Annotated in this window: 20 protein-coding genes, 1 other RNA gene and 1 pseudogene; 13 read left to right on the top strand and 9 right to left on the bottom strand. The window is 62.5% G+C overall.

Features of this window, described 5'->3' with window-relative positions:
- Positions 1-104 precede the first annotated feature (104 nt).
- Positions 105-698: pseudogene (locus tag ACZ5ZH_RS00915) on the bottom strand (phosphotransferase family protein); the annotation flags it as partial.
- Positions 699-756: 58 nt separating this feature from the next.
- Here ACZ5ZH_RS00915 and ACZ5ZH_RS00920 point away from each other — a divergent pair.
- A complete protein-coding gene (locus tag ACZ5ZH_RS00920; protein WP_460987501.1) occupies positions 757-1,503 on the top strand; it encodes an HAD-IIB family hydrolase in 747 nt (248 codons plus the stop codon).
- Positions 1,504-1,601: 98 nt separating this feature from the next.
- On the opposite strand, the gene ACZ5ZH_RS00925 is transcribed toward ACZ5ZH_RS00920, so the two are convergent.
- Both ACZ5ZH_RS00925 and ACZ5ZH_RS00930 read right to left on the bottom strand, forming a co-directional pair.
- Entirely contained in the window at positions 1,602-2,774 is a 1,173-nt protein-coding gene (locus tag ACZ5ZH_RS00925) for a glycosyltransferase (RefSeq protein WP_464771879.1), read from the bottom strand.
- A gap of 58 nt (positions 2,775-2,832) precedes the next feature.
- A complete protein-coding gene (locus ACZ5ZH_RS00930; protein WP_464771880.1) occupies positions 2,833-3,396 on the bottom strand; it encodes a helix-turn-helix domain-containing protein in 564 nt (187 codons plus the stop codon).
- A 101-nt stretch (positions 3,397-3,497) separates the two neighbouring features.
- On the opposite strand from ACZ5ZH_RS00930, the gene ACZ5ZH_RS00935 reads away from it, so the two are divergent.
- The gene (locus tag ACZ5ZH_RS00935; RefSeq protein WP_464771881.1) at positions 3,498-3,956 is read left to right on the top strand and encodes a DUF6456 domain-containing protein; all 459 of its coding nucleotides are present in this window, start codon (positions 3,498-3,500) and stop codon (positions 3,954-3,956) included.
- A gap of 3 nt (positions 3,957-3,959) precedes the next feature.
- Here ACZ5ZH_RS00935 and ACZ5ZH_RS00940 read toward each other — a convergent pair whose 3' ends face one another.
- From ACZ5ZH_RS00940 to ACZ5ZH_RS00955, 4 genes are read right to left on the bottom strand one after another with little or no spacing between them, the layout of a single operon-like run.
- Complete coding sequence (locus ACZ5ZH_RS00940) at positions 3,960-4,505, bottom strand: NUDIX hydrolase (RefSeq protein WP_464771882.1); 546 nt, start codon at positions 4,503-4,505, stop codon at positions 3,960-3,962.
- Positions 4,502-5,179: a TPM domain-containing protein gene (locus ACZ5ZH_RS00945; protein ID WP_464771883.1), complete on the bottom strand. Its 678-nt coding sequence runs from the start codon at positions 5,177-5,179 to the stop codon at positions 4,502-4,504. Before ACZ5ZH_RS00945 ends, ACZ5ZH_RS00940 begins: the two co-directional genes overlap by 4 nt.
- The gene (locus ACZ5ZH_RS00950; RefSeq protein ID WP_464771884.1) at positions 5,179-5,973 is read right to left on the bottom strand and encodes a TPM domain-containing protein; all 795 of its coding nucleotides are present in this window, start codon (positions 5,971-5,973) and stop codon (positions 5,179-5,181) included. Before ACZ5ZH_RS00950 ends, ACZ5ZH_RS00945 begins: the two co-directional genes overlap by 1 nt.
- Positions 5,974-5,982: 9 nt before the next feature.
- Positions 5,983-6,588, bottom strand: a complete 606-nt coding sequence (locus ACZ5ZH_RS00955) for a LemA family protein (RefSeq protein ID WP_449471225.1) — start codon at positions 6,586-6,588, stop codon at positions 5,983-5,985.
- Between the two features lie 102 nt (positions 6,589-6,690).
- On the opposite strand from ACZ5ZH_RS00955, the gene mscL reads away from it, so the two are divergent.
- From mscL to ACZ5ZH_RS01010, 11 genes are all read left to right on the top strand, one after another.
- Complete coding sequence (mscL, locus tag ACZ5ZH_RS00960) at positions 6,691-7,119, top strand: large conductance mechanosensitive channel protein MscL (protein WP_196225374.1); 429 nt, start codon at positions 6,691-6,693, stop codon at positions 7,117-7,119.
- 145 nt (positions 7,120-7,264) lie between these two features.
- Positions 7,265-7,540, top strand: coding sequence for a hypothetical protein (locus ACZ5ZH_RS00965; RefSeq protein ID WP_449471228.1), 276 nt, complete (start codon positions 7,265-7,267; stop codon positions 7,538-7,540).
- A 139-nt stretch (positions 7,541-7,679) separates the two neighbouring features.
- The gene (locus ACZ5ZH_RS00970) at positions 7,680-10,046 is read left to right on the top strand and encodes a chemotaxis protein CheA (protein ID WP_464771885.1); all 2,367 of its coding nucleotides are present in this window, start codon (positions 7,680-7,682) and stop codon (positions 10,044-10,046) included.
- Between the two features lie 10 nt (positions 10,047-10,056).
- The gene (locus ACZ5ZH_RS00975) at positions 10,057-10,494 is read left to right on the top strand and encodes a chemotaxis protein CheW (RefSeq protein WP_460987507.1); all 438 of its coding nucleotides are present in this window, start codon (positions 10,057-10,059) and stop codon (positions 10,492-10,494) included.
- Positions 10,495-10,570: 76 nt separating this feature from the next.
- On the top strand, positions 10,571-10,936 hold the full coding sequence (locus ACZ5ZH_RS00980; protein WP_196225378.1) for a response regulator: 366 nt from the start codon (positions 10,571-10,573) through the stop codon (positions 10,934-10,936).
- A gap of 46 nt (positions 10,937-10,982) precedes the next feature.
- The gene (locus tag ACZ5ZH_RS00985) at positions 10,983-12,065 is read left to right on the top strand and encodes a chemotaxis protein CheB (RefSeq protein WP_464771886.1); all 1,083 of its coding nucleotides are present in this window, start codon (positions 10,983-10,985) and stop codon (positions 12,063-12,065) included.
- Entirely contained in the window at positions 12,062-12,934 is an 873-nt protein-coding gene (locus ACZ5ZH_RS00990; protein WP_464771887.1) for a CheR family methyltransferase, read from the top strand. Before ACZ5ZH_RS00985 ends, ACZ5ZH_RS00990 begins: the two co-directional genes overlap by 4 nt.
- Before the next feature lie 146 nt (positions 12,935-13,080).
- A complete protein-coding gene (locus ACZ5ZH_RS00995) occupies positions 13,081-13,779 on the top strand; it encodes an N-acetylmuramoyl-L-alanine amidase (RefSeq protein ID WP_464771888.1) in 699 nt (232 codons plus the stop codon).
- Between the two features lie 43 nt (positions 13,780-13,822).
- Positions 13,823-14,210: RNase P RNA component class A (gene rnpB, locus ACZ5ZH_RS01000), an RNA gene on the top strand.
- Positions 14,211-14,422: 212 nt separating this feature from the next.
- Positions 14,423-14,971: a J domain-containing protein gene (locus ACZ5ZH_RS01005; protein WP_460987511.1), complete on the top strand. Its 549-nt coding sequence runs from the start codon at positions 14,423-14,425 to the stop codon at positions 14,969-14,971.
- Entirely contained in the window at positions 14,944-15,288 is a 345-nt protein-coding gene (locus ACZ5ZH_RS01010) for a (2Fe-2S) ferredoxin domain-containing protein (RefSeq protein WP_464771889.1), read from the top strand. Before ACZ5ZH_RS01005 ends, ACZ5ZH_RS01010 begins: the two co-directional genes overlap by 28 nt.
- On the opposite strand, the gene ACZ5ZH_RS01015 is transcribed toward ACZ5ZH_RS01010, so the two are convergent.
- Both ACZ5ZH_RS01015 and ACZ5ZH_RS01020 read right to left on the bottom strand, forming a co-directional pair.
- Positions 15,281-15,712 (bottom strand): hemerythrin domain-containing protein, encoded by a 432-nt coding sequence (locus ACZ5ZH_RS01015; protein WP_449471239.1) that lies wholly within the window; start codon positions 15,710-15,712, stop codon positions 15,281-15,283. The two genes, ACZ5ZH_RS01010 and ACZ5ZH_RS01015, sit on opposite strands and share 8 nt — an antisense overlap.
- A gap of 130 nt (positions 15,713-15,842) precedes the next feature.
- Entirely contained in the window at positions 15,843-16,454 is a 612-nt protein-coding gene (locus ACZ5ZH_RS01020) for a superoxide dismutase (protein ID WP_449471240.1), read from the bottom strand.
- Between the last annotated feature and the right edge of the window lie 178 nt (positions 16,455-16,632).

Consider the following 16,632-nt stretch of genomic DNA (forward strand, 5'->3'; position numbering starts at 1 on the left):
TGTCTTTGATAGGCGAGGCCAAGCTGACGGGCGGCCCAGTCGCGCCAGATGTTGGTGATGGGGTCGGCAGGGCCTTCGCCGAACCGCATCAACATCTCGCTCCTGACGGCATCGGCGGCGGGCACGCCGATCGCGGCCTTCGCCCAGTCGAGGATCACCAGCCCGCCATCGTTGACCAGAATATTGTCGATGTGGAAGTCGCCGTGGAGGAGTTGATTGCCCTCTGGGAGGCGCGCGAGATAATCGGTGGCGGCGCGCTTGAGCCGATCGGGCGCCGGGCCATATTCGATATCGGTTTGAAGCACGGACTTCACCGTGCGCAGTCCGGATGCCGAGCGACCGTGCATCTTATGGAAGAGGCGAGCCATGTCCCGGAGGAGGGAGGCCGCCGAGAAGGGCTTCTTGCGAATGGCTCTGGCGACGGATGGGCCGTCTATCTTTGGATAGATGAGGGCGCGTTTGTCATCGACCTCGACGCGCGCGCGGGGTGCGGCGGTGGGGAGGCCGAGGGAATCGGCCAGTGTGGCAGCCGCCCTTTCGCGCTCGATCATGTCTTCGGACACGGCGGGATGGAAGATCTTGATGACTTTTCCGTCGCCAATATGAAAAACCTCCGAGCTCTGGCCACGGTCGAGCAGCAGCCAATCGCTTCCCATTTCCAACGACATGTGCTGCATCATTTCCTCACTTCCGTGCATTTGCCGATCGCTCAATTGATGATAGCTGCGCCGACATGGAGTCCAGGAGCTTGCCCAAATGAAAGAGTTGATCGCCTTTGATCTCGACGGAACGCTGGCGGAAAGCAAGCAACCTTTGGGCGAAGAGATGGGGGAGGCGATGGCTGACCTGATGACAGTCGCGCATGTTGCCGTGATTTCCGGGGGTGACTGGCCGCAATTCAACAAGCAGGTGGCGAGCCGCCTGCCCGGCCGCGCGGACCTGTCGCGCCTGTGGCTGATGCCGACGACCGGCACCAAGCTTTTCACGCATCAGGCAGGCGCATGGACGCCAGTCTATGCCGAATTATTTGACGAGGCGCAGAAGCAGAACATCTTCGCCGCCTTCGATCAGGCGCTGGAAGCGACCGGTTTCGTACCGGAAGAAACATGGGGCGAACGGATCGAGGATCGCGGTAGCCAGATCACCTTCTCCGCGCTGGGGCAGCAGGCTCCTATCCACGCGAAGGAGGGATGGGACCCCGACTTTGCCAAGCGCCGTATCATTCAGGCCGATCTGCGGGAGCGGCTGCCTGGCCTGTCGATCAACATGGGCGGCGCGACATCGATCGACATCACGCGCGAGGGTGTGGACAAGGCCTATGGCCTCAAGAAGTTGCGCGACGCGAGCGGCATTGCGCTGGATGCGATGATGTTTATCGGCGACGCGATCTTCCCGGGCGGCAATGACTATCCGGCCAAGGAACTGGGGCTGGACACGGTGCGCGTGCGTGACCCTGAAGAAACGCTGTCCGTGATCGCGGCAATCGTTTCCTGCCAGAAGTGACCGATTTGCACTGATGCCGAGCGCCGTCGGTTGCGGCGTGCGGCCCATGATCTGAGAGGGGCGGGGGTGTGCTTCACAGGCAAACCCCTCCACCCGGCCTAACCGTTGCGGGCGATGCCCTTCAGATGATGGAGCAGAAGATCGGCATTGGCTTCCCAGGTGAAGCGCAGTGCTGCATCGCGCACCGCTTCGCGCTCGGGCGGGTTGTAGAGAATCTCTCCGATGGCGGCCGCGATCGCTTCAGGGTCGCGGTCAACGATCTGGCCCGCTTCCGGACGGTTGAGCAGTTCGCGCGCTCCGCCGACATCGGTGATGACGATCGGCGTGCCGCAGGCGAGCGATTCGACCCAGGCGTTGGCGAGCCCCTCGGATGAGGAGGGCAGCGCCATCACATCGGCCGCGGCATAGATGCGCGGCAGACGGTCATGCGGGACCGAGCCGAGGAAGCCGATGCGTCGGTCAACGGCCAGTTCCTCCGCCTGCTTTTCCAGCGCCCGGCGATACTGACCTTGGCCAGCGAAGAGCAGGGTAATACCGGGCAGACGCGGAAGCGCCTGCACCAGCAGTTCCTGTCCCTTGCGCGGAATGAGCGCGCCGACGCACAGGACTACCGGCCCTTCAAAGCCCAATGCTTCCTTGGCGGCGGCGCGATCGGCCAATTCAAAGCGATCAAGATCGACGCCGGTATAGTGAACGCGGATCTTTTCCGCGTCCATGCCCAGCTTGACCATCGACCGGCGCATTGCGCTAGACACGGCGAGCAGGCCCGCCGCTTCCGCCCCGGCGCGTTTCACCAGACCGCGCGTGTCGCGCCGTTTGCCCCAATAATGGATGTCAGCGCCGCGTGCCTTGACGGAATAGGGGATGCCGAGGGCGCGTGACAGGCGCTGCGCCACCGGGCCGTCGGGGAAGAAGAAGCTGGCGTCGATGACGTCGAAGGGCTGCTGTTCATGCAGGTGGCGTACCAGCGGCAGGATCGCGCGCGTCATGCTGCCGACATTGTAGCGCGCGCCGATCTTCGGGATCGTCGAAAAAATCGGGCGGTAGACGGTGAGGTTCTGCCACCGTTCCTTGCGCGGCAGGGCGCGGAGCGGCGCATATTGATTGCCAAGGCCAATCGGCCAGATCGGAACCCCGAGCGGCGCGATCACCGTGACATTGACATCGGGGCGGCTGGCGAGTTCCCGCGCCTGCCGTTCGACGAACACCCCGAAATTCGGACGGCTCATGTCCGGGAACAGGGTCGAGAGCGTAAGGACATTCAGCGTCATGCTGTCCCCCTTAAGGCATCGCGGTTAATCGAGAGTTAGGGCTGAAGCGCGGCTTTGGCTACAATTGTCTCACCAATTGAACCGCCACGGCGCCCCAGGGTGGGTCGCTGATCACCTGCTGACGGCTGCCACTGCCGAGCGGCAATATTTGCAACTTGTCACCCTCTCGCCCGATCAGTCTGCCGAAGACGAAGCGTCCGGCATGGCGTGGCAGCAATATGTCGCGGTTCAGCGCGCTTGCAAATTCGTCCGGGCCGATGCGGCGGCACCAGATTTCATCCCCGCTGCGATAATCACCGATGCTGGCGGATACCTGAACGCCGATCATCGCGTCGGCGGGTACGGGTGGGGGGAAGGACAGGCTCCGCGTGGGCGCGCGGGCGCCTTCGGGACCCAGCAGCGCCGCGACCGGCACCACGCTTTGGCCCGGCAGCGCTACCAGCTCGGACGAGCCAACGCCCAGAGCGTCGGCAATGCGATTCAACCAGTTGACCGATACGGTTCGCGTGCCGGTTTCCAGCCTGCCTATCGTCTGCGCCGTGGTTGCAGGGCGGCAGAGCGTCGCGACTTGCTCCAGCGTCAAACCCTTGGCTTTTCGAACTTCTCTAATCCGGGTGATCATGCCTATTCCCGATTTTTCACCTATTTGGTTTTTCGTCTTTCCTACAAATGGTTCGTCGTGGCAAGCCCCTTCGCATCATTCATGCACAAGGGAGGAAGCCGATGCGAAGCCAATATGTGGAGCAGAAGATCGAGGACCCCGCAGGACATGTCCAGACAGTGGCGGTGAATATGGGCGAATCCCCGCTGGCATGGCTGCATGCACGTGGTCACCTGAGCGAGCGCTATTTCAGGGCGGGGGAGCTGTTGCGCGCTGACTGGGAGAAGGCGGGGCTTGGTCCGCGTGTCACCATGCGATGGGACGCAGCGCCTTCGATCGGTGGCCCAAGGAGTGGCTCGGCAGCGCCTGATCCCAGCATGGCCCAGCTGTCCGCGCGGGAGCGTTTCCACGCCGCCATTGCCGCCGCCGGGCCGGGACTTAGCGACATATTATGGCGAGTCGCCTGCGCTGGCGAGGGGCTGGTCGCGGCGGAGCGGGCGCTCGGATGGCCGAGCAGGGCGGGCAAACTGGTCCTGACGCTGGCGCTGGAGAGGGTGGCGGCCTGGTATCGCGTGCCGTGACGTTTAGCGGCTCAGCTCGGCACCGAGGAGCAGCAGCAGTTTGACGTCGATGGCAAAGCCCTCGGCCCGCCAGGCGGCGATCTGCCCCGCCAATTGATCCAGTGGAACGCGGTGGACGCGGATATCTTCCCCGTCCACGCCTCCACCATCGCCCGTCTTTTGCAGGTCATGGGCGCGGAAAAGGCAGAAGCTTTCCGACACCATGCCGGGCGAACTGTAGAAGTCGCCAGCGGCCTCCATGTGACCTGCGCGGTATCCGGTTTCCTCTTCCAGTTCGCGGATGGCCGCGCGTTCGGATGCCTCGCCTTCCTCATCATCGCCGACAAGGCCGGCGGGCAGTTCGATGCAGCGGCGGCCGAGCGGCACCCGGAATTGGTCGACGAGCAGCACATGCCGCCGCCCGTCCTCGTCCTCGTCGATGGCCAGAATAACGGCAGCATGGATGCCGCGCGCCCGGCCGACATATTCCCACCTGCCGCGACGCTTGGCGGTGATGAAACGGCCAGCCCACATGATTTCTTCCGGGGCGGCCATATCCTGTTCACTCATAATTCGATCAGCCTGTCGGGCAGTTCATTGATGTCATCATGCTCGCGCGGGAAATGCGTCGCGAGGACGGCGCCGACCTGACGCACGGCCTGTGTTAGCCCTTCACCTGGCTGGCCTGCCCGGATCGCATCGATCAGCGCCGCCATCGCATCGCCCCACGCTTCGGGCGCGACTTTTTCGTTAATCGCGCGGTCGGCGACGATCTCGGCTCGATGCTCGTCAAGCGAGAGATAGATGAGGACGCCGGTGCGCCCGCGCGTGCGGGCTTCGGCGGCGGTGCGGAAGAGAAGGATCGCGCGGCGGCGCACCCGGCGGGCCTTGGTAGCACGTGGCGTCATCAGCATCCGCAGCGGCATGATGGCGAGCAGATAGCGCACCACGAGAAACTTCAAGATGAGAAGGCCGGTCAGACCGAGGATGAGCTTCCAGTCGGCAAGCTCATGTTCCCAATCCAGCAGCAGCGTGGACAGAAAGGCGCGCAGCTGCGCCGGGAACGCGGCCATGGAAGACAAAGCGAGGAATATGGCCACCACCGCCCAGCTGAGGCCGACATCATGATAGCTGTCGGAACGGCGCGTGACGATCGTCACGATCTCGCCGGATGTTTGTGCCTCTGCTTCCTTGACGGCGGTGGTGACAAGGTCGTGATCGGTTTGACTAAGAAGGACCTGCATCACCAGCCCCCCGAGGCGCCACCGCCCCCGAAGCTCCCGCCGCCGGAAAAACCGCCGCCGCCACCCCAGCTTGATCCCCCCCCGCCGCCAGAGCCCCATCCAGAGCCCATGCCCGGCCCCCAGAGGATGACAGGCGCGCCGCCACCACGGCGATAGCGCTTGCCGCCGCGCGCTCGTGACAGCAGTGGCAGCAGGACGAAGAAGATAAAGAACATGATGATCCAGAAGCCGAGGATGCCGCCGCCTCCGCTATCCTGCTGGCGGGCTTCGGCCTCCGCCTGCACGGCACGTGCTCGCGCCTGGTCCGGGGGCAGGGCGAGCAGCGACGTGATCTGATCGACGCCCGCGTCGATCCCGCCCGCCATGTCGCCAGCCTTGAAGCGGGGCGTGATCGCGTTGCGGATAATCTGCGACGACAGCGCGTCCGTCAGTATGCCTTCGACGCCATAGCCGACCTCGATCCGCACCTTGCGTTCATTGGGTGCGATGATCAGCAAAACGCCCTGGTTATTCTTGTCGCCAATCCCCCAGGCGCGGCCGAGGCGGTAGCCATAGTCCGATATGTCATAGCCTTGCAGGTCTGGAATGGTGGCCACCACCAGCGACCGCCCGCTCGCCTGCTTCTGCGCGATCAGCTTCTGGCTGAGCGCCTGTTCCTGCGCGGGGTCGAGGATGTTCGCGGCATCCACCACGCCCTTGTCGTCGAACTTCGGAAAGCTCTGGGCTCCGGCGGACGGAGCCATGCCAAGCATCGCTGACAGGAGCGCGAAGATCAGGAGCAGGCGGCGGAGCATCGCTGGCGCTTACTTGCTGAAGTCGACCTTGGGCGCTTCTTCGGCTCCCGGCGTGGTTGCCTGGAAGGGGGTCATCGGCTTGGCGCCATAGATGATCTTGGCACCGATCGCGTCAGGGAAGGTGCGGATGCGCGTATTATAGGCTCGCACTGCTTCATTATAGTCCCGAATGGCGACGGCGATGCGGTTCTCGGTGCCTTCCAGCTGTGACTGGAGGTCGAGGAAATTCTGGTTGGTCTTGAGGTCGGGGTAAGCCTCCACCGATGCAAGAAGCCGCCCGAGGCCCTGGCTCAGTTGCGCCTGCGCTTGCTGGAATTGTTGGACCTTGGCGGGGTCGGAGAGATCCTCGGCGTTGACCTGTACCGATGTCGCCTTGGCGCGCGCCTCCGTGACCTTCACCAGCGTGTCCTGTTCCTGCTTGCCGGCCGCCTTCACGGTGGCGACCAGATTGCCGATCAGGTTGGAGCGGCGCTGATATTGCGCCTGAACGTCGGCCCATTTGGCTTTGGCCGCTTCCTCCGCAGTGGGGACGCTGTTGATGCCACAGGCGGACAGCGCAAAAGCTGTCAGCAAAGGCAGGAGGAAAGCAGGGGAAAATCGGCGCAGGATCGTCATGGAACATCCTCGGCATTGTTACGATGTCGGAAATAGGTGGTTGTCGAAGCGGGTGCAACGGCTCATCCTGTTAAACACGCAATCAGTGCAAGGGGTTCTCACATGGGACTGATTTCCGAATTCAAGACATTCATCAACCGGGGCAGCGTGATCGACCTGGCTGTGGGTGTCATCATTGGCGGCGCCTTCGCCACCATCACCAAGTCGTTGACCGATGACCTGATCATGCCGGTGGTGGGCTATCTGTTCGGTGGGGCGGACTTTTCCCGCTATTTCATCCGGCTCGGCGACATACCGGCCGGGTTCAAGGGCAATCCGGAAAGCTATGCCGACCTCAAGGGCGCAGGGGTCGCCATGTTGGGGTGGGGCGAATTCCTGACCGTGCTGGTCAATTTCCTCATCCTCGCCTTCATCATCTTCCTGCTGGTGAGGGCAGTGAACAGGCTGATGCCCAAGCCCGATGAGGCGCCTGCTGCAACCCCGGAGGAGGTGCTGCTGCTCCGTGAAATTCGCGATAACCTCAAAAAATAATTCGTTTCTGCGACGAAAGGAGCCTGCGGCGGGAACCATCTGCCGTGCGACCAGTTGATCGCGGTCAGAGTTCTGGGTGCTTTGCGCGGCCGGAATTCTTGCCGAATGACGTCAGCCCCAGGGGGGCGCAACAGGAGAACACGCCGTGAAAACCATCGTCTCAGTCCTCGGCCTTGCCAGCTTGATCGCGCTTGCTGCGTGCGATTCCAAGCAGGAAAACAAGGTCGAGAACGCATACGAGAATCAGGCGGACGCCATCGACAACCAGGCCAGCAACATGGAAGCGATGGCCGATAACCTGTCCGGCAATGCCGAGAGAGCCGCTGAGAACGCCGCCGACGCTTTGGAGAACAAGGCCGAGGCCACTCGCGAAGCGGGTGAACGCGCTGCCGATGCCGTCGAAGAGAAGACGGAGCGCTAAGCTTTCGCTTTCCCAAGCCGGAAAGGGCGTCGCGATGATGATCGCGGCGCCCTTTTTGCTGGCTGTTCAACGTCTTTAACGAGCCTTTAACCACGCCTTCTCCATGGTGCCGTCGCGCGCATCCGTGAAGGCCAAGGGAATGGACGAACTACTTCAGGAATTCATTGCCGAGACACAGGAAACGCTGGAAGCCCTGGCGGGCGAGGTCGTTGCCTGGGAGGCCGATCCCAGCGATCGCGACCGGCTGGACGCCATTTTCCGCTTCTTCCATACGGTAAAGGGCAGCTGCGGCTTCCTCAACCTGCCGCGTTTTGAACGGCTGAGCCATGCGGCCGAGGACGTGCTGTCGGAAATCCGCGCTGGAAACCGTACCGCCGATCCGGCGACGGTGAGCGCCGTGCTGGGCATTATGGACCGGATCGCCGAACTTGCCGAGGCGGTGGCGATCGGCGCTGCGCTGCCGGATGAAAATGACGACTATCTGATTGGCGCCCTCGCCGCACGCGAGGAAGGACCGGTGGCGGCGACGGACGTTGCTCCCGCGATCGAGGCTGTGCGTCAGGGCGGCGCGCAGGCGGTGCCCCGGACCATCCGCTTGCCGCTATCGCTGATCGATCAGTTGATGAACGGCGTGTCGGACATGGTGCTGGCGCGCAACGAACTGTCCCGCAAGCTGCGCGAACGGTCGAGCGACCCTGAGCTGGAAAGCAGCTTCGAACGGCTTTCCACATGCGTTGCCGACATGCGGGACGCCATTTCCAAGACACGGATGCAGCGCGTGGAGCGGCTGTTTACCGCCATTCCGCGCATGGTGCGTGATCTGGGCCGCGAACTGGGCAAGAGGATCGACCTGGTCCTTGAGGGCGGCGACGTCGAAATGGACCGCGAGATGGTGGAGATGGTGGTCGATCCGCTGACCCACATTGTGCGCAACAGCATCGATCATGGCATCGAAATGCCCGAGCAGCGCAAGGCGCTGGGCAAGCCAGAAGCCGGGACGCTGAAGTTGCAGGCACGCCAGTCGGGCAACCAGATCGTGATCGAGGTCAGCGACGACGGGCAGGGTATCGACACCCGGCGGCTGGTGGAAAAGGCAGTCTCAGCAGGCAAGCTGACCCGCGATGCCGCCGCCAGAATGAGCGAGGCTGAAAAGCTGGAGCTGATCTTCCAGGCCGGGCTGTCGACCGCCAGCCATGTGACCGCGATATCGGGCCGGGGGGTCGGAATGGATGTGGTGCGCGCCAATGTGGAGCGTATCGGCGGCGTCATCGCGCTGCACAATGAGCTGGGGCGGGGATTGCGGATCGTGCTGCGCGTTCCGTTGACGCTGACGATCATTCCGGGCCTCATCATTCGATCTGGGGGGCTGCACTTCGCCATTCCGCGCGCGGCGGTGGTCGAGATACTGCACGATAATAACGAGACGCTGCACGTCGCCGAAGTCGGTGGCGCGAAGATCGCGACGATCCGTTCGGTGCGTCATTCGATGATCGATCTGGAAGATGTTCTGGGAATGGAGAAGTCCGCTCAGCCGGGTCCGCGCGCGATCATGGTGGTGCGATCCGCGACCGGCGTTCCCTTCGCTCTGGGTGTCGCCGCTGTCGATAACCATGAGGAACTGGTTATTCGTCCTGCCTCTCCGCTGGTCATGGCGACCGGCGTCTATGCGGGCATGACGCTGCCCGACAATGGCAAGCCGATGCTGCTGCTCGACGCGGCGGGCCTCGCCAATGCCGCGCGCCTGCCGAATGTTGCGGATGAACGGGCCAATGATCAGGCAGATGACAATGACGATGGCGCTGTCCGGGTCGAGATGGTGTCGGCCCTGCGTTTTGAGGAGCTGTCGGGCGAACGACGGCTGATCAAGCTGTCGCTGGTTGAGCGGGTGGAGGACGTTGACGCGTCGCTCTTTGGTCGTTCGGGCGCTCATGCCTTTGTGCGGCTGGATGGACGGCTGGTGCCGGTGGCCAACGGCGCGCATAAATTTACTGCCGATCATGTTTCGGCGCTGCGGCTTCGGGATGGCAATCAGGAAGCCTGCTATCCGGTCGCCGCTGTTCTCGACATCGTGGAAATGCCTGCCGTGCCCGACATGGTCGCCCTGCAAGGCGTGCTGAGCGGCGTCGCCATGGTCGATGGCGAACATCTTGAGGTCCTTAATCCCTTCGCGCTGTTTGCCTCTCTGCCAGATAGTAGCTTCGCAAGACGCGTTCGGGGACGGTGCGTCCTTGCTGACAGTGAGGATGGCTGGACGCGTGAAATATTGGCGCCCTTGCTGCGTCAGGCGGGCCATGAAGTCCTTTTGGGCCTGCCCCAGGATGAGACCGTCGATCCGGCGGACGTGGTTCTTTGTTCTGACCGTGACCTGACGCAGGCGGCCGAGATATTGGGATGCCGCATCGTTCAACTGCGCGCGTCACCAAAACCGGCGGGGCCAGAGGATGGCAGCATCTACCGCTATGATCAGGACGCCCTGATGGCGGCCATCACCGGCACCCGGCGCTAAGGAGGGATTTATGGAGCAGCTTTACCTTCTGGCGACATTGGCCGACACCCGCGTCGCCGTGGAGGCGAATGAGGTCGAGGCGGTCGTCAAGCTGGCCGACATCTCACCGGTTCCGGGCATGCTGGGGCATGTCGCGGGACTGTCCGCCCTGCGCAGCCGTGTACTCACGATCATCGACGTGCCCGCCCTGATCCATGGCGCGCCCACGCCGCCGGATCGGCGGGGCCTGGCAATCATCGCCGACATCAGTGGGCACAGCTATGGCCTGATGGTGGATGCGGTGCATGATATTTGCCAGGTGCCCGAAGGCGATCTGCCGCTGCGTGGGCAGTTGCACAGTGCCTGGGCACCGTATGCGCGGGCGATCGTCGAACAGGATGGGCATCCGCACCTGTTGGTTTCGCTGGCGAGCTTCATCGAGACCGGGCTGCTGGCACAGGCCGCATAAATTCCTGGCTCGTTTACGAATTACTCGGCTTTGGGGGCTAATCTTCCTTCACGGGGAAAAATCCAAGGGACGCTTCATGAAAAACTGTCTGGTAGTCGATGATTCGAAAGTCATCCGCAAAGTTGCACGGCATATACTGGAATCACTTGATTTGTCGGTAAGTGAAGCGGTGGATGGGCAGGATGCGCTGACCCAATGCGAAGCCGCAGCGCCGGATGTGGTCCTGCTGGACTGGAACATGCCGGTCATGAGCGGCATGGAGTTTCTTCAGGCGCTTTCTACCGCGAAGGTAACCGCTCGGCCGAAGATCATCTTCTGCACCACTGAAAACGGCATCAGTCATATCAAGGCAGCCGTGGAGGCAGGCGCCGACGAATATGTGATGAAGCCGTTCGATCGCGAAACGCTTGAAAGCAAGCTGTCGATCGTGGGCGTCATCTGAACCGTTCATTCGCCCCAGTCCATTCCTGACGCCAGAAAGCCCATCAATGTCCGCCGTCACGCCTATCCTGGCCAGCCAGAGCAGACCGCAAGTCCGCGCGATGGTTGTCGACGATTCCGTCGTCGTGCGGACAATGATCGCGCGTATCCTGGATAGCGATCCTGCGTTTTCGGTGGTTCACAAGACCAACAGCGCCGAACATGCATTGGGCTATCTGGCCGCGCATGAGGTCGATCTGGTCCTGTTGGACATCGAGTTGCCGGGGCAGAGCGGATTGTCGGCGCTTCCCGCCCTTCTTCGCGCGAATCCCGGCGGCAAGGTGGTCATCCTTTCCGGAAATTGCGAGGAAGGCAGCGGAGCCGCGATCGAGGCACTGGCGCTGGGAGCGAGCGACATTTTCACGAAGCCCGGCAGCGGTTGCTTCGGCGAACAGTTTCCCCAGGTGCTGATCGATCGGCTGTCGCGCCTGTTCGGCGCCAATCTGGCACAGGCGGCTGAGGCGCAGCCGGTCGTCATGGCGGCGAGCAAGCCCACCGCTCCGCTCGCCTGCCTCGGCATCGGTGCTTCGACAGGCGGTATCCACGCGCTGGGCCAGTTGTTCGCCGGTATGACCGAGCCACTGGGCGTGCCGATCCTGCTGACCCAGCATCTGCCGGTCAGCTTCACATCCTATTTCGTCCAGCAACTCGCCCGGATGACCAGCCTGCGCGTGAAGGTTGGCGAGCAAGGCGAAATGCTGGTGCCCGATACCATCTATGTCGCGCCCGGCGACGCCAATTTGCAGGTCCGCCGGGGGCTATATGGGCGGGTGATGGTCACGCTGAATCCCCAGCGCACGCCTGCGGGAAACCTGCCCGGCGTCGATCCGATGTTCACCACCATGGCCGAAGCCTATGGGCCAGGCGCAGCAGGCGTCGTCCTGACCGGGATGGGCCGTGACGGCACGGTCGGCGGACATGACATCGTTGACGCAGGCGGTTGGATCGTGGCGCAGAATGAAACGAGCAGCGTCGTTTGGGGCATGCCGGGATCGGTGACAGCGGCTGGGCTCAGCTGTGCGTTGCTGGACCCCTATGCCATCATGGATTTCGTCGCGCGGCGCGGAAAGAGCAGAGGTTTGACACATTGACCCTTTCGACCGATTCATCCTCGAGCGGCGCCGCCCGCATCTTTTCGGCTCTGCTGGAGGCGCGCACCGGGCAGATATTGTCGGAAAGCCGCGCATGGCGGATGGAAACGGCGCTGAAGCCGGTCATGCGCACCCATGGCCTTGCCGACATGGATGAACTGGCCGCCCGCCTCCTGGGCAATCGTGATCCGCGTCTGGAAGATGAGGTGATCAACGCGCTGCTCAACAACGAAAGCAGCTTTTTCCGCGATCTCCAGATCTTCGACATGATCCACCGGCATATTCTGCCCTCCTTTTATGCGGATCGGCGGGACCGGGTGCTGCGGATCTGGAGCGCGGGCTGTTCCACGGGTCAGGAAGTCTATTCCTTGGCGATTCAATTGCGCAACGACATCGCGCGCTGGCGTGGCTGGCGCATCGAAATACTGGCGACGGACATTTCGACCGCCGCCATAGATCAGGCGCGCAGCGGCGTCTTTTCGCAGATGGACGTTCAGCGCGGTCTTGCCGTTGGCGACCTGATCAAATGGTTCGAACCCGCTGGAGACAATTGGCGCGCCAGTCCAGAACTGCGCCGGATGATCGATTTCCGGACGGACAATCTGTTCGATCCGAAGGCCCCATCGGGTGAATATGATCTGCTTCTTTGCCGCAATGTGCTGCTTTATTTCACGCCGGAACGGCGGCAGGAGGTATTCCGCCTTCTGAAGCGGCATAGCCAGGAAAAGTCGGTGCTGTTGCTGGGGGCGGGCGAGACCGTGATCGGACATAGCGAGGATTTCATTCCCCATCCGGAATTTCGCGGCGGATATGCGCGGCGGCTGGAAACGGCGCGGAACAGCGACGAGGCGCTTCGCCGCGCCATCTGACCAGGTTTTTGCGCACATCCTGTCCCTGACGCGGGGTCAAAGGGAAATGCTTGCGCTTGATCGGCCAATCGCTCTCGGTCATTGTCTGCGGCAGTTGCCCGTCCTGATGCGGCGGGGCGAGGACAGATGATGGTCACGGGTTTCCGATGAGCGACATTCCAATGATCGAAACGCCGTCGCCCAATTTTGACGACCGCAAGCTGCCCATATCCATGCTGGTGCTGCATTATACCGGCATGCCGGACGCCCAGAGCGCGATCAACTGGATGGCCAGCCCGGAATCCAAGGTTTCCGCCCATTATGTCGTGACCGAGGAGGGGAAGATCGTCCGCATGGTCGATGAAGCCAGACGGGCCTGGCATGCGGGCCGGTCCCACTGGCGCGGCACGGATGACGTCAATTCGGCGAGTATCGGGATCGAAATCGTCAATCCTGGCCATGAATGGGGTTATCGCCCCTTTCCCGACGCGCAGATTGAGGCGCTCATCCCGCTGATGCATGACATTGTGCAACGTCACGGCATCAAGCGTGGCAATATCGTCGGGCATAGCGACGTCGCCCCGGCGCGCAAGCAGGACCCGGGCGAGCTTTTCCCCTGGTGGCGACTGGCCCGGCTGCGTCTGGCGCTGCCGCGTCCCACCCGTAATCTGATGGATCCGCTTTGGTCGGACAGTGCTTTCCTGCTGGCGCTGGAGCGCTTTGGCTATGACATTGCCGAGCCTGATGCGGCGGTGATCGCATTCCAGCGGCGCTTCCGGCCGGAACTGATCGACGGGGTGATCGATGGCGAATGCCGCGCGATCCTGCTCGCCTTGTTGCTGCCAAAACCGAGGGGCGATGAATAAGCAGGGATGACGGGCGCGCGCAGTGCGTGTATAGCGCGCTCTGCCAGAGGGCCGGGCGGCCGCGGCGTGGCGGGTAACTTCCACGGCGAGGAAAGTCCGGGCTCCACGAAATGACGGTGCCGGCTAACGGCCGGCTGGAGTGATCCAAGGGACAGTGCAACAGAAAGCAGGTCGCTAACGCTTCGGCGCAGCGAAATTGAAAGGGTGCGGTAAGAGCGCACCGCGTCTCCGGCAACGGAAGGCGGCACGGTAAACCCCACCGGGAGCAAGACCGAATAGGGGCGGCGCGCAGCTTCGACTGCTAGGCCAGTTTCGGCTGAGACCGCCCGGGTTGGTTGCTTGAGGGACGGAGCAATCCGTCTCCTAGAGGAATGGCCGCCCATCCATGGCAACATGGTGGACAGGACCCGGCTTATAGGCCCTCTGGCATTTAAGATCCTCCCCATCGATAGATGGGGAGGGGGACCAGCCGGAGGCTGGTGGAGGGGCCGTCGCGTTAGCGACGGTTGCACCGCCGCTCCCCTCCACCATTCGCTTTGCGAACGGTCCCCCTCCCCCCGCTTCGCGCGGGGAGGATGAGATGGCAGTAATTTCATGAACCGCCGGGGTGGCGTTCTGCCTGCGGCTTACCTAATTGGGACCGATGGCACGAAGCAGCCGATCAAATGACTGGGGCTTTCCCCGCTGGCGCAGCTACGGCGCATCGCGTGAGGCGCAACAGGTGCGCATGTGCGACCGGTATGGCTGTGACCAGCCGGGCAACTGCCCCGCGCCCAAATCGCCCAACAGCCCGGAACGTTGGTATTTCTGTTCCGATCATGCGGGCGAATATAACCGCAACTGGGACTATTTTCAGGGGCTGGACAAGGAAGAGCGGGAGCAGCGCGAGCGCGCCGAGCGTCGCGATGCTGGCGGCTATCAGGGCAGCGCCTATCATGGCTGGGGCGGGCCGGGTGACGGCAGCCGGTCGCGGGACGAGCTTCACGCTTTGAAGGCGCTGGAGCTGGAGGACGATGCCGATTTCGAGGCGGTGAAAAAGAGCTGGCGGCGTTTGGCCAAGGAATATCACCCCGACGTGAAGCCGGGCGACGCGGACGCCGCCGTCCGTTTCCAGACGATCCAGGCCGCCTATGAAGTGCTGCGGTCGGCGGAGGAACGGCGGACGTGGAAGCCGCGGGAGACCGTGGATTGAAGGATCAGGTCCGGTCCAACTGGCAGAATGCGGTCTTGGTCTGCCGCAAATGTTCGAAGAAGCTGGATGGGGGCTTTGGTCCCGATGGGGACGAGCGGCTCGCCAAGGCGCTACGGAAGTGGTTGTCGCTGAAGAAAGGACGCAAGGCGGCGGCGGGGATTATCGAGGTGAATTGCCTCGGAGTTTGTCCCAAGGGGGCGGTGACCGTGGTCAATGGCGCGCAGGCGCGGGACTGGCTGCTGGTCCGGCCGGGCGCTGATCTGGACGAAGTCGCGCGAAGCTTGGGTCTTGCCCCGACCGATGGCGGGGTCAGCTAGCCTGTTTGAGCGGCGGCTCCAGCCCTGCTTGGGCGAGCAGGGGCATCAGCAGTTTCTCTTCCTTGCGCATCCGATTGAGCAAGGCATCGATGATCTGGCGGCTTTCGCGGCAAAATTCGGGCCATTCGCGCGCAATGCGATCATCGCTCCATCGGGACATATAGTGGGTGAAGTCTAGCGCCAGCGGCGCCATTTCCGCTTGCAGCTTCGCCGCTGTTTCCCGCAGGGGTGCATGTGCCTGCCGCTGCATCGCGGGATAGAAGATATGGTCTTCCAGGGCGAGATGGGACATTAATTGCCGGGCAAACTGCCAGCGGAAGGTGCCAAGCTGGCGGGGCGTGGCGTTGTCGGAAATCAGCTGCAAAAATCCATCGGCGGCTACGTCAAGCGCGTCATGCTGGCTTTGTAATTGCTGCAGGTCCATCGGCCGTTTCCAAACATAGGATAAGATGCTTTTCGCACGGCGCCGTTAATAATCCGTTCTTTTCGGCGGATATTGACCGAGGGAGGCGCCGTCCGCCGCGCCTTTCGGGCGGCGGACGGCGTGAAAAGCATCAGCCCGGCTGATCGGCGCGGCTCGCGCCTTCGCCGTCCAGATTCAGCGCGACGAAATCCCAGTCGATCGCGTCCTTCAGCAGTCGCTCGGCATAGTTGGGGCGCAGGTTGCGATAGTCGATATAATAGGCATGTTCCCACACATCGAGGATCAGCAGCGGCGTGTGGCCATGCGCGACAGGGGTGTCGGCGTCATGATAGCTGGTGACTTCCAGCTTGCCGTCCTTCAGGATCAGCGCGGCCCAACCGCTCGCGAAATGGCCCACGGCCTCCGCCTTCAGCTTTTCGATCAAGGCATCGACCGAGCCGAAGCCTTCGTTGATAAGGGCGAGCAGCGTGCCGGTCGGCTGCTTCTTTTCTGGCGACAGCGACAGCCAATAGAATGTGTGGTTCCAGATCTGTCCGACCTGGTTGAACAGTGCGCCCTTGCTGCTCTTGATCAGTTCGACCAGCGACTTGCCCTGCAGGGCGGGGTCTGCGGCGACCAGTTCATTCGCCTTCACGACATAGGCATTGTGATGCTTGCCATGGTGGTAGTCGAAGGTTTCAACCGAAAGAATGTCGCCAAAGGCATCCTTGGGATAAGGCAGGTTGGGCAGCACGAAGGCCATGTCGGAACTCCTCGGGTTCTTGGGATGGATGGCGGCATAACGGACATGCCACCGAAAGGGTCCCGGCCCCGTAGCAGTCTTATTGCACTGCGGAAAACAGGATATTTTCGTTTAGCTGCATGGAAATATCCATGTGACAGCAGCGTAACGATGACATAGAATCATCGGTCAGGCCGTT

Source organism: Sphingobium sp. TomMM7A, assembly GCF_055397305.1.

Bases quoted from the DNA above. Each gene is read 5' to 3' on its own strand.
- ACZ5ZH_RS00920 (WP_460987501.1), top strand. From the start codon at position 757: ATGAAAGAGTTGATCGCCTTTGATCTCGACGGAACGCTGGCGGAAAGC.
- ACZ5ZH_RS00925 (WP_464771879.1), bottom strand. From the start codon at position 2,774: ATGACGCTGAATGTCCTTACGCTCTCGACCCTGTTCCCGGACATGAGC.
- ACZ5ZH_RS00930 (WP_464771880.1), bottom strand. From the start codon at position 3,396: ATGATCACCCGGATTAGAGAAGTTCGAAAAGCCAAGGGTTTGACGCTG.
- ACZ5ZH_RS00935 (WP_464771881.1), top strand. From the start codon at position 3,498: ATGCGAAGCCAATATGTGGAGCAGAAGATCGAGGACCCCGCAGGACAT.
- ACZ5ZH_RS00940 (WP_464771882.1), bottom strand. From the start codon at position 4,505: ATGAGTGAACAGGATATGGCCGCCCCGGAAGAAATCATGTGGGCTGGC.
- ACZ5ZH_RS00945 (WP_464771883.1), bottom strand. From the start codon at position 5,179: ATGCAGGTCCTTCTTAGTCAAACCGATCACGACCTTGTCACCACCGCC.
- ACZ5ZH_RS00950 (WP_464771884.1), bottom strand. From the start codon at position 5,973: ATGCTCCGCCGCCTGCTCCTGATCTTCGCGCTCCTGTCAGCGATGCTT.
- ACZ5ZH_RS00955 (WP_449471225.1), bottom strand. From the start codon at position 6,588: ATGACGATCCTGCGCCGATTTTCCCCTGCTTTCCTCCTGCCTTTGCTG.
- mscL (WP_196225374.1), top strand. From the start codon at position 6,691: ATGGGACTGATTTCCGAATTCAAGACATTCATCAACCGGGGCAGCGTG.
- ACZ5ZH_RS00970 (WP_464771885.1), top strand. From the start codon at position 7,680: ATGGACGAACTACTTCAGGAATTCATTGCCGAGACACAGGAAACGCTG.
- ACZ5ZH_RS00975 (WP_460987507.1), top strand. From the start codon at position 10,057: ATGGAGCAGCTTTACCTTCTGGCGACATTGGCCGACACCCGCGTCGCC.
- ACZ5ZH_RS00980 (WP_196225378.1), top strand. From the start codon at position 10,571: ATGAAAAACTGTCTGGTAGTCGATGATTCGAAAGTCATCCGCAAAGTT.
- ACZ5ZH_RS00985 (WP_464771886.1), top strand. From the start codon at position 10,983: ATGTCCGCCGTCACGCCTATCCTGGCCAGCCAGAGCAGACCGCAAGTC.
- ACZ5ZH_RS00995 (WP_464771888.1), top strand. From the start codon at position 13,081: ATGAGCGACATTCCAATGATCGAAACGCCGTCGCCCAATTTTGACGAC.
- ACZ5ZH_RS01005 (WP_460987511.1), top strand. From the start codon at position 14,423: ATGGCACGAAGCAGCCGATCAAATGACTGGGGCTTTCCCCGCTGGCGC.
- ACZ5ZH_RS01015 (WP_449471239.1), bottom strand. From the start codon at position 15,712: ATGGACCTGCAGCAATTACAAAGCCAGCATGACGCGCTTGACGTAGCC.
- ACZ5ZH_RS01020 (WP_449471240.1), bottom strand. From the start codon at position 16,454: ATGGCCTTCGTGCTGCCCAACCTGCCTTATCCCAAGGATGCCTTTGGC.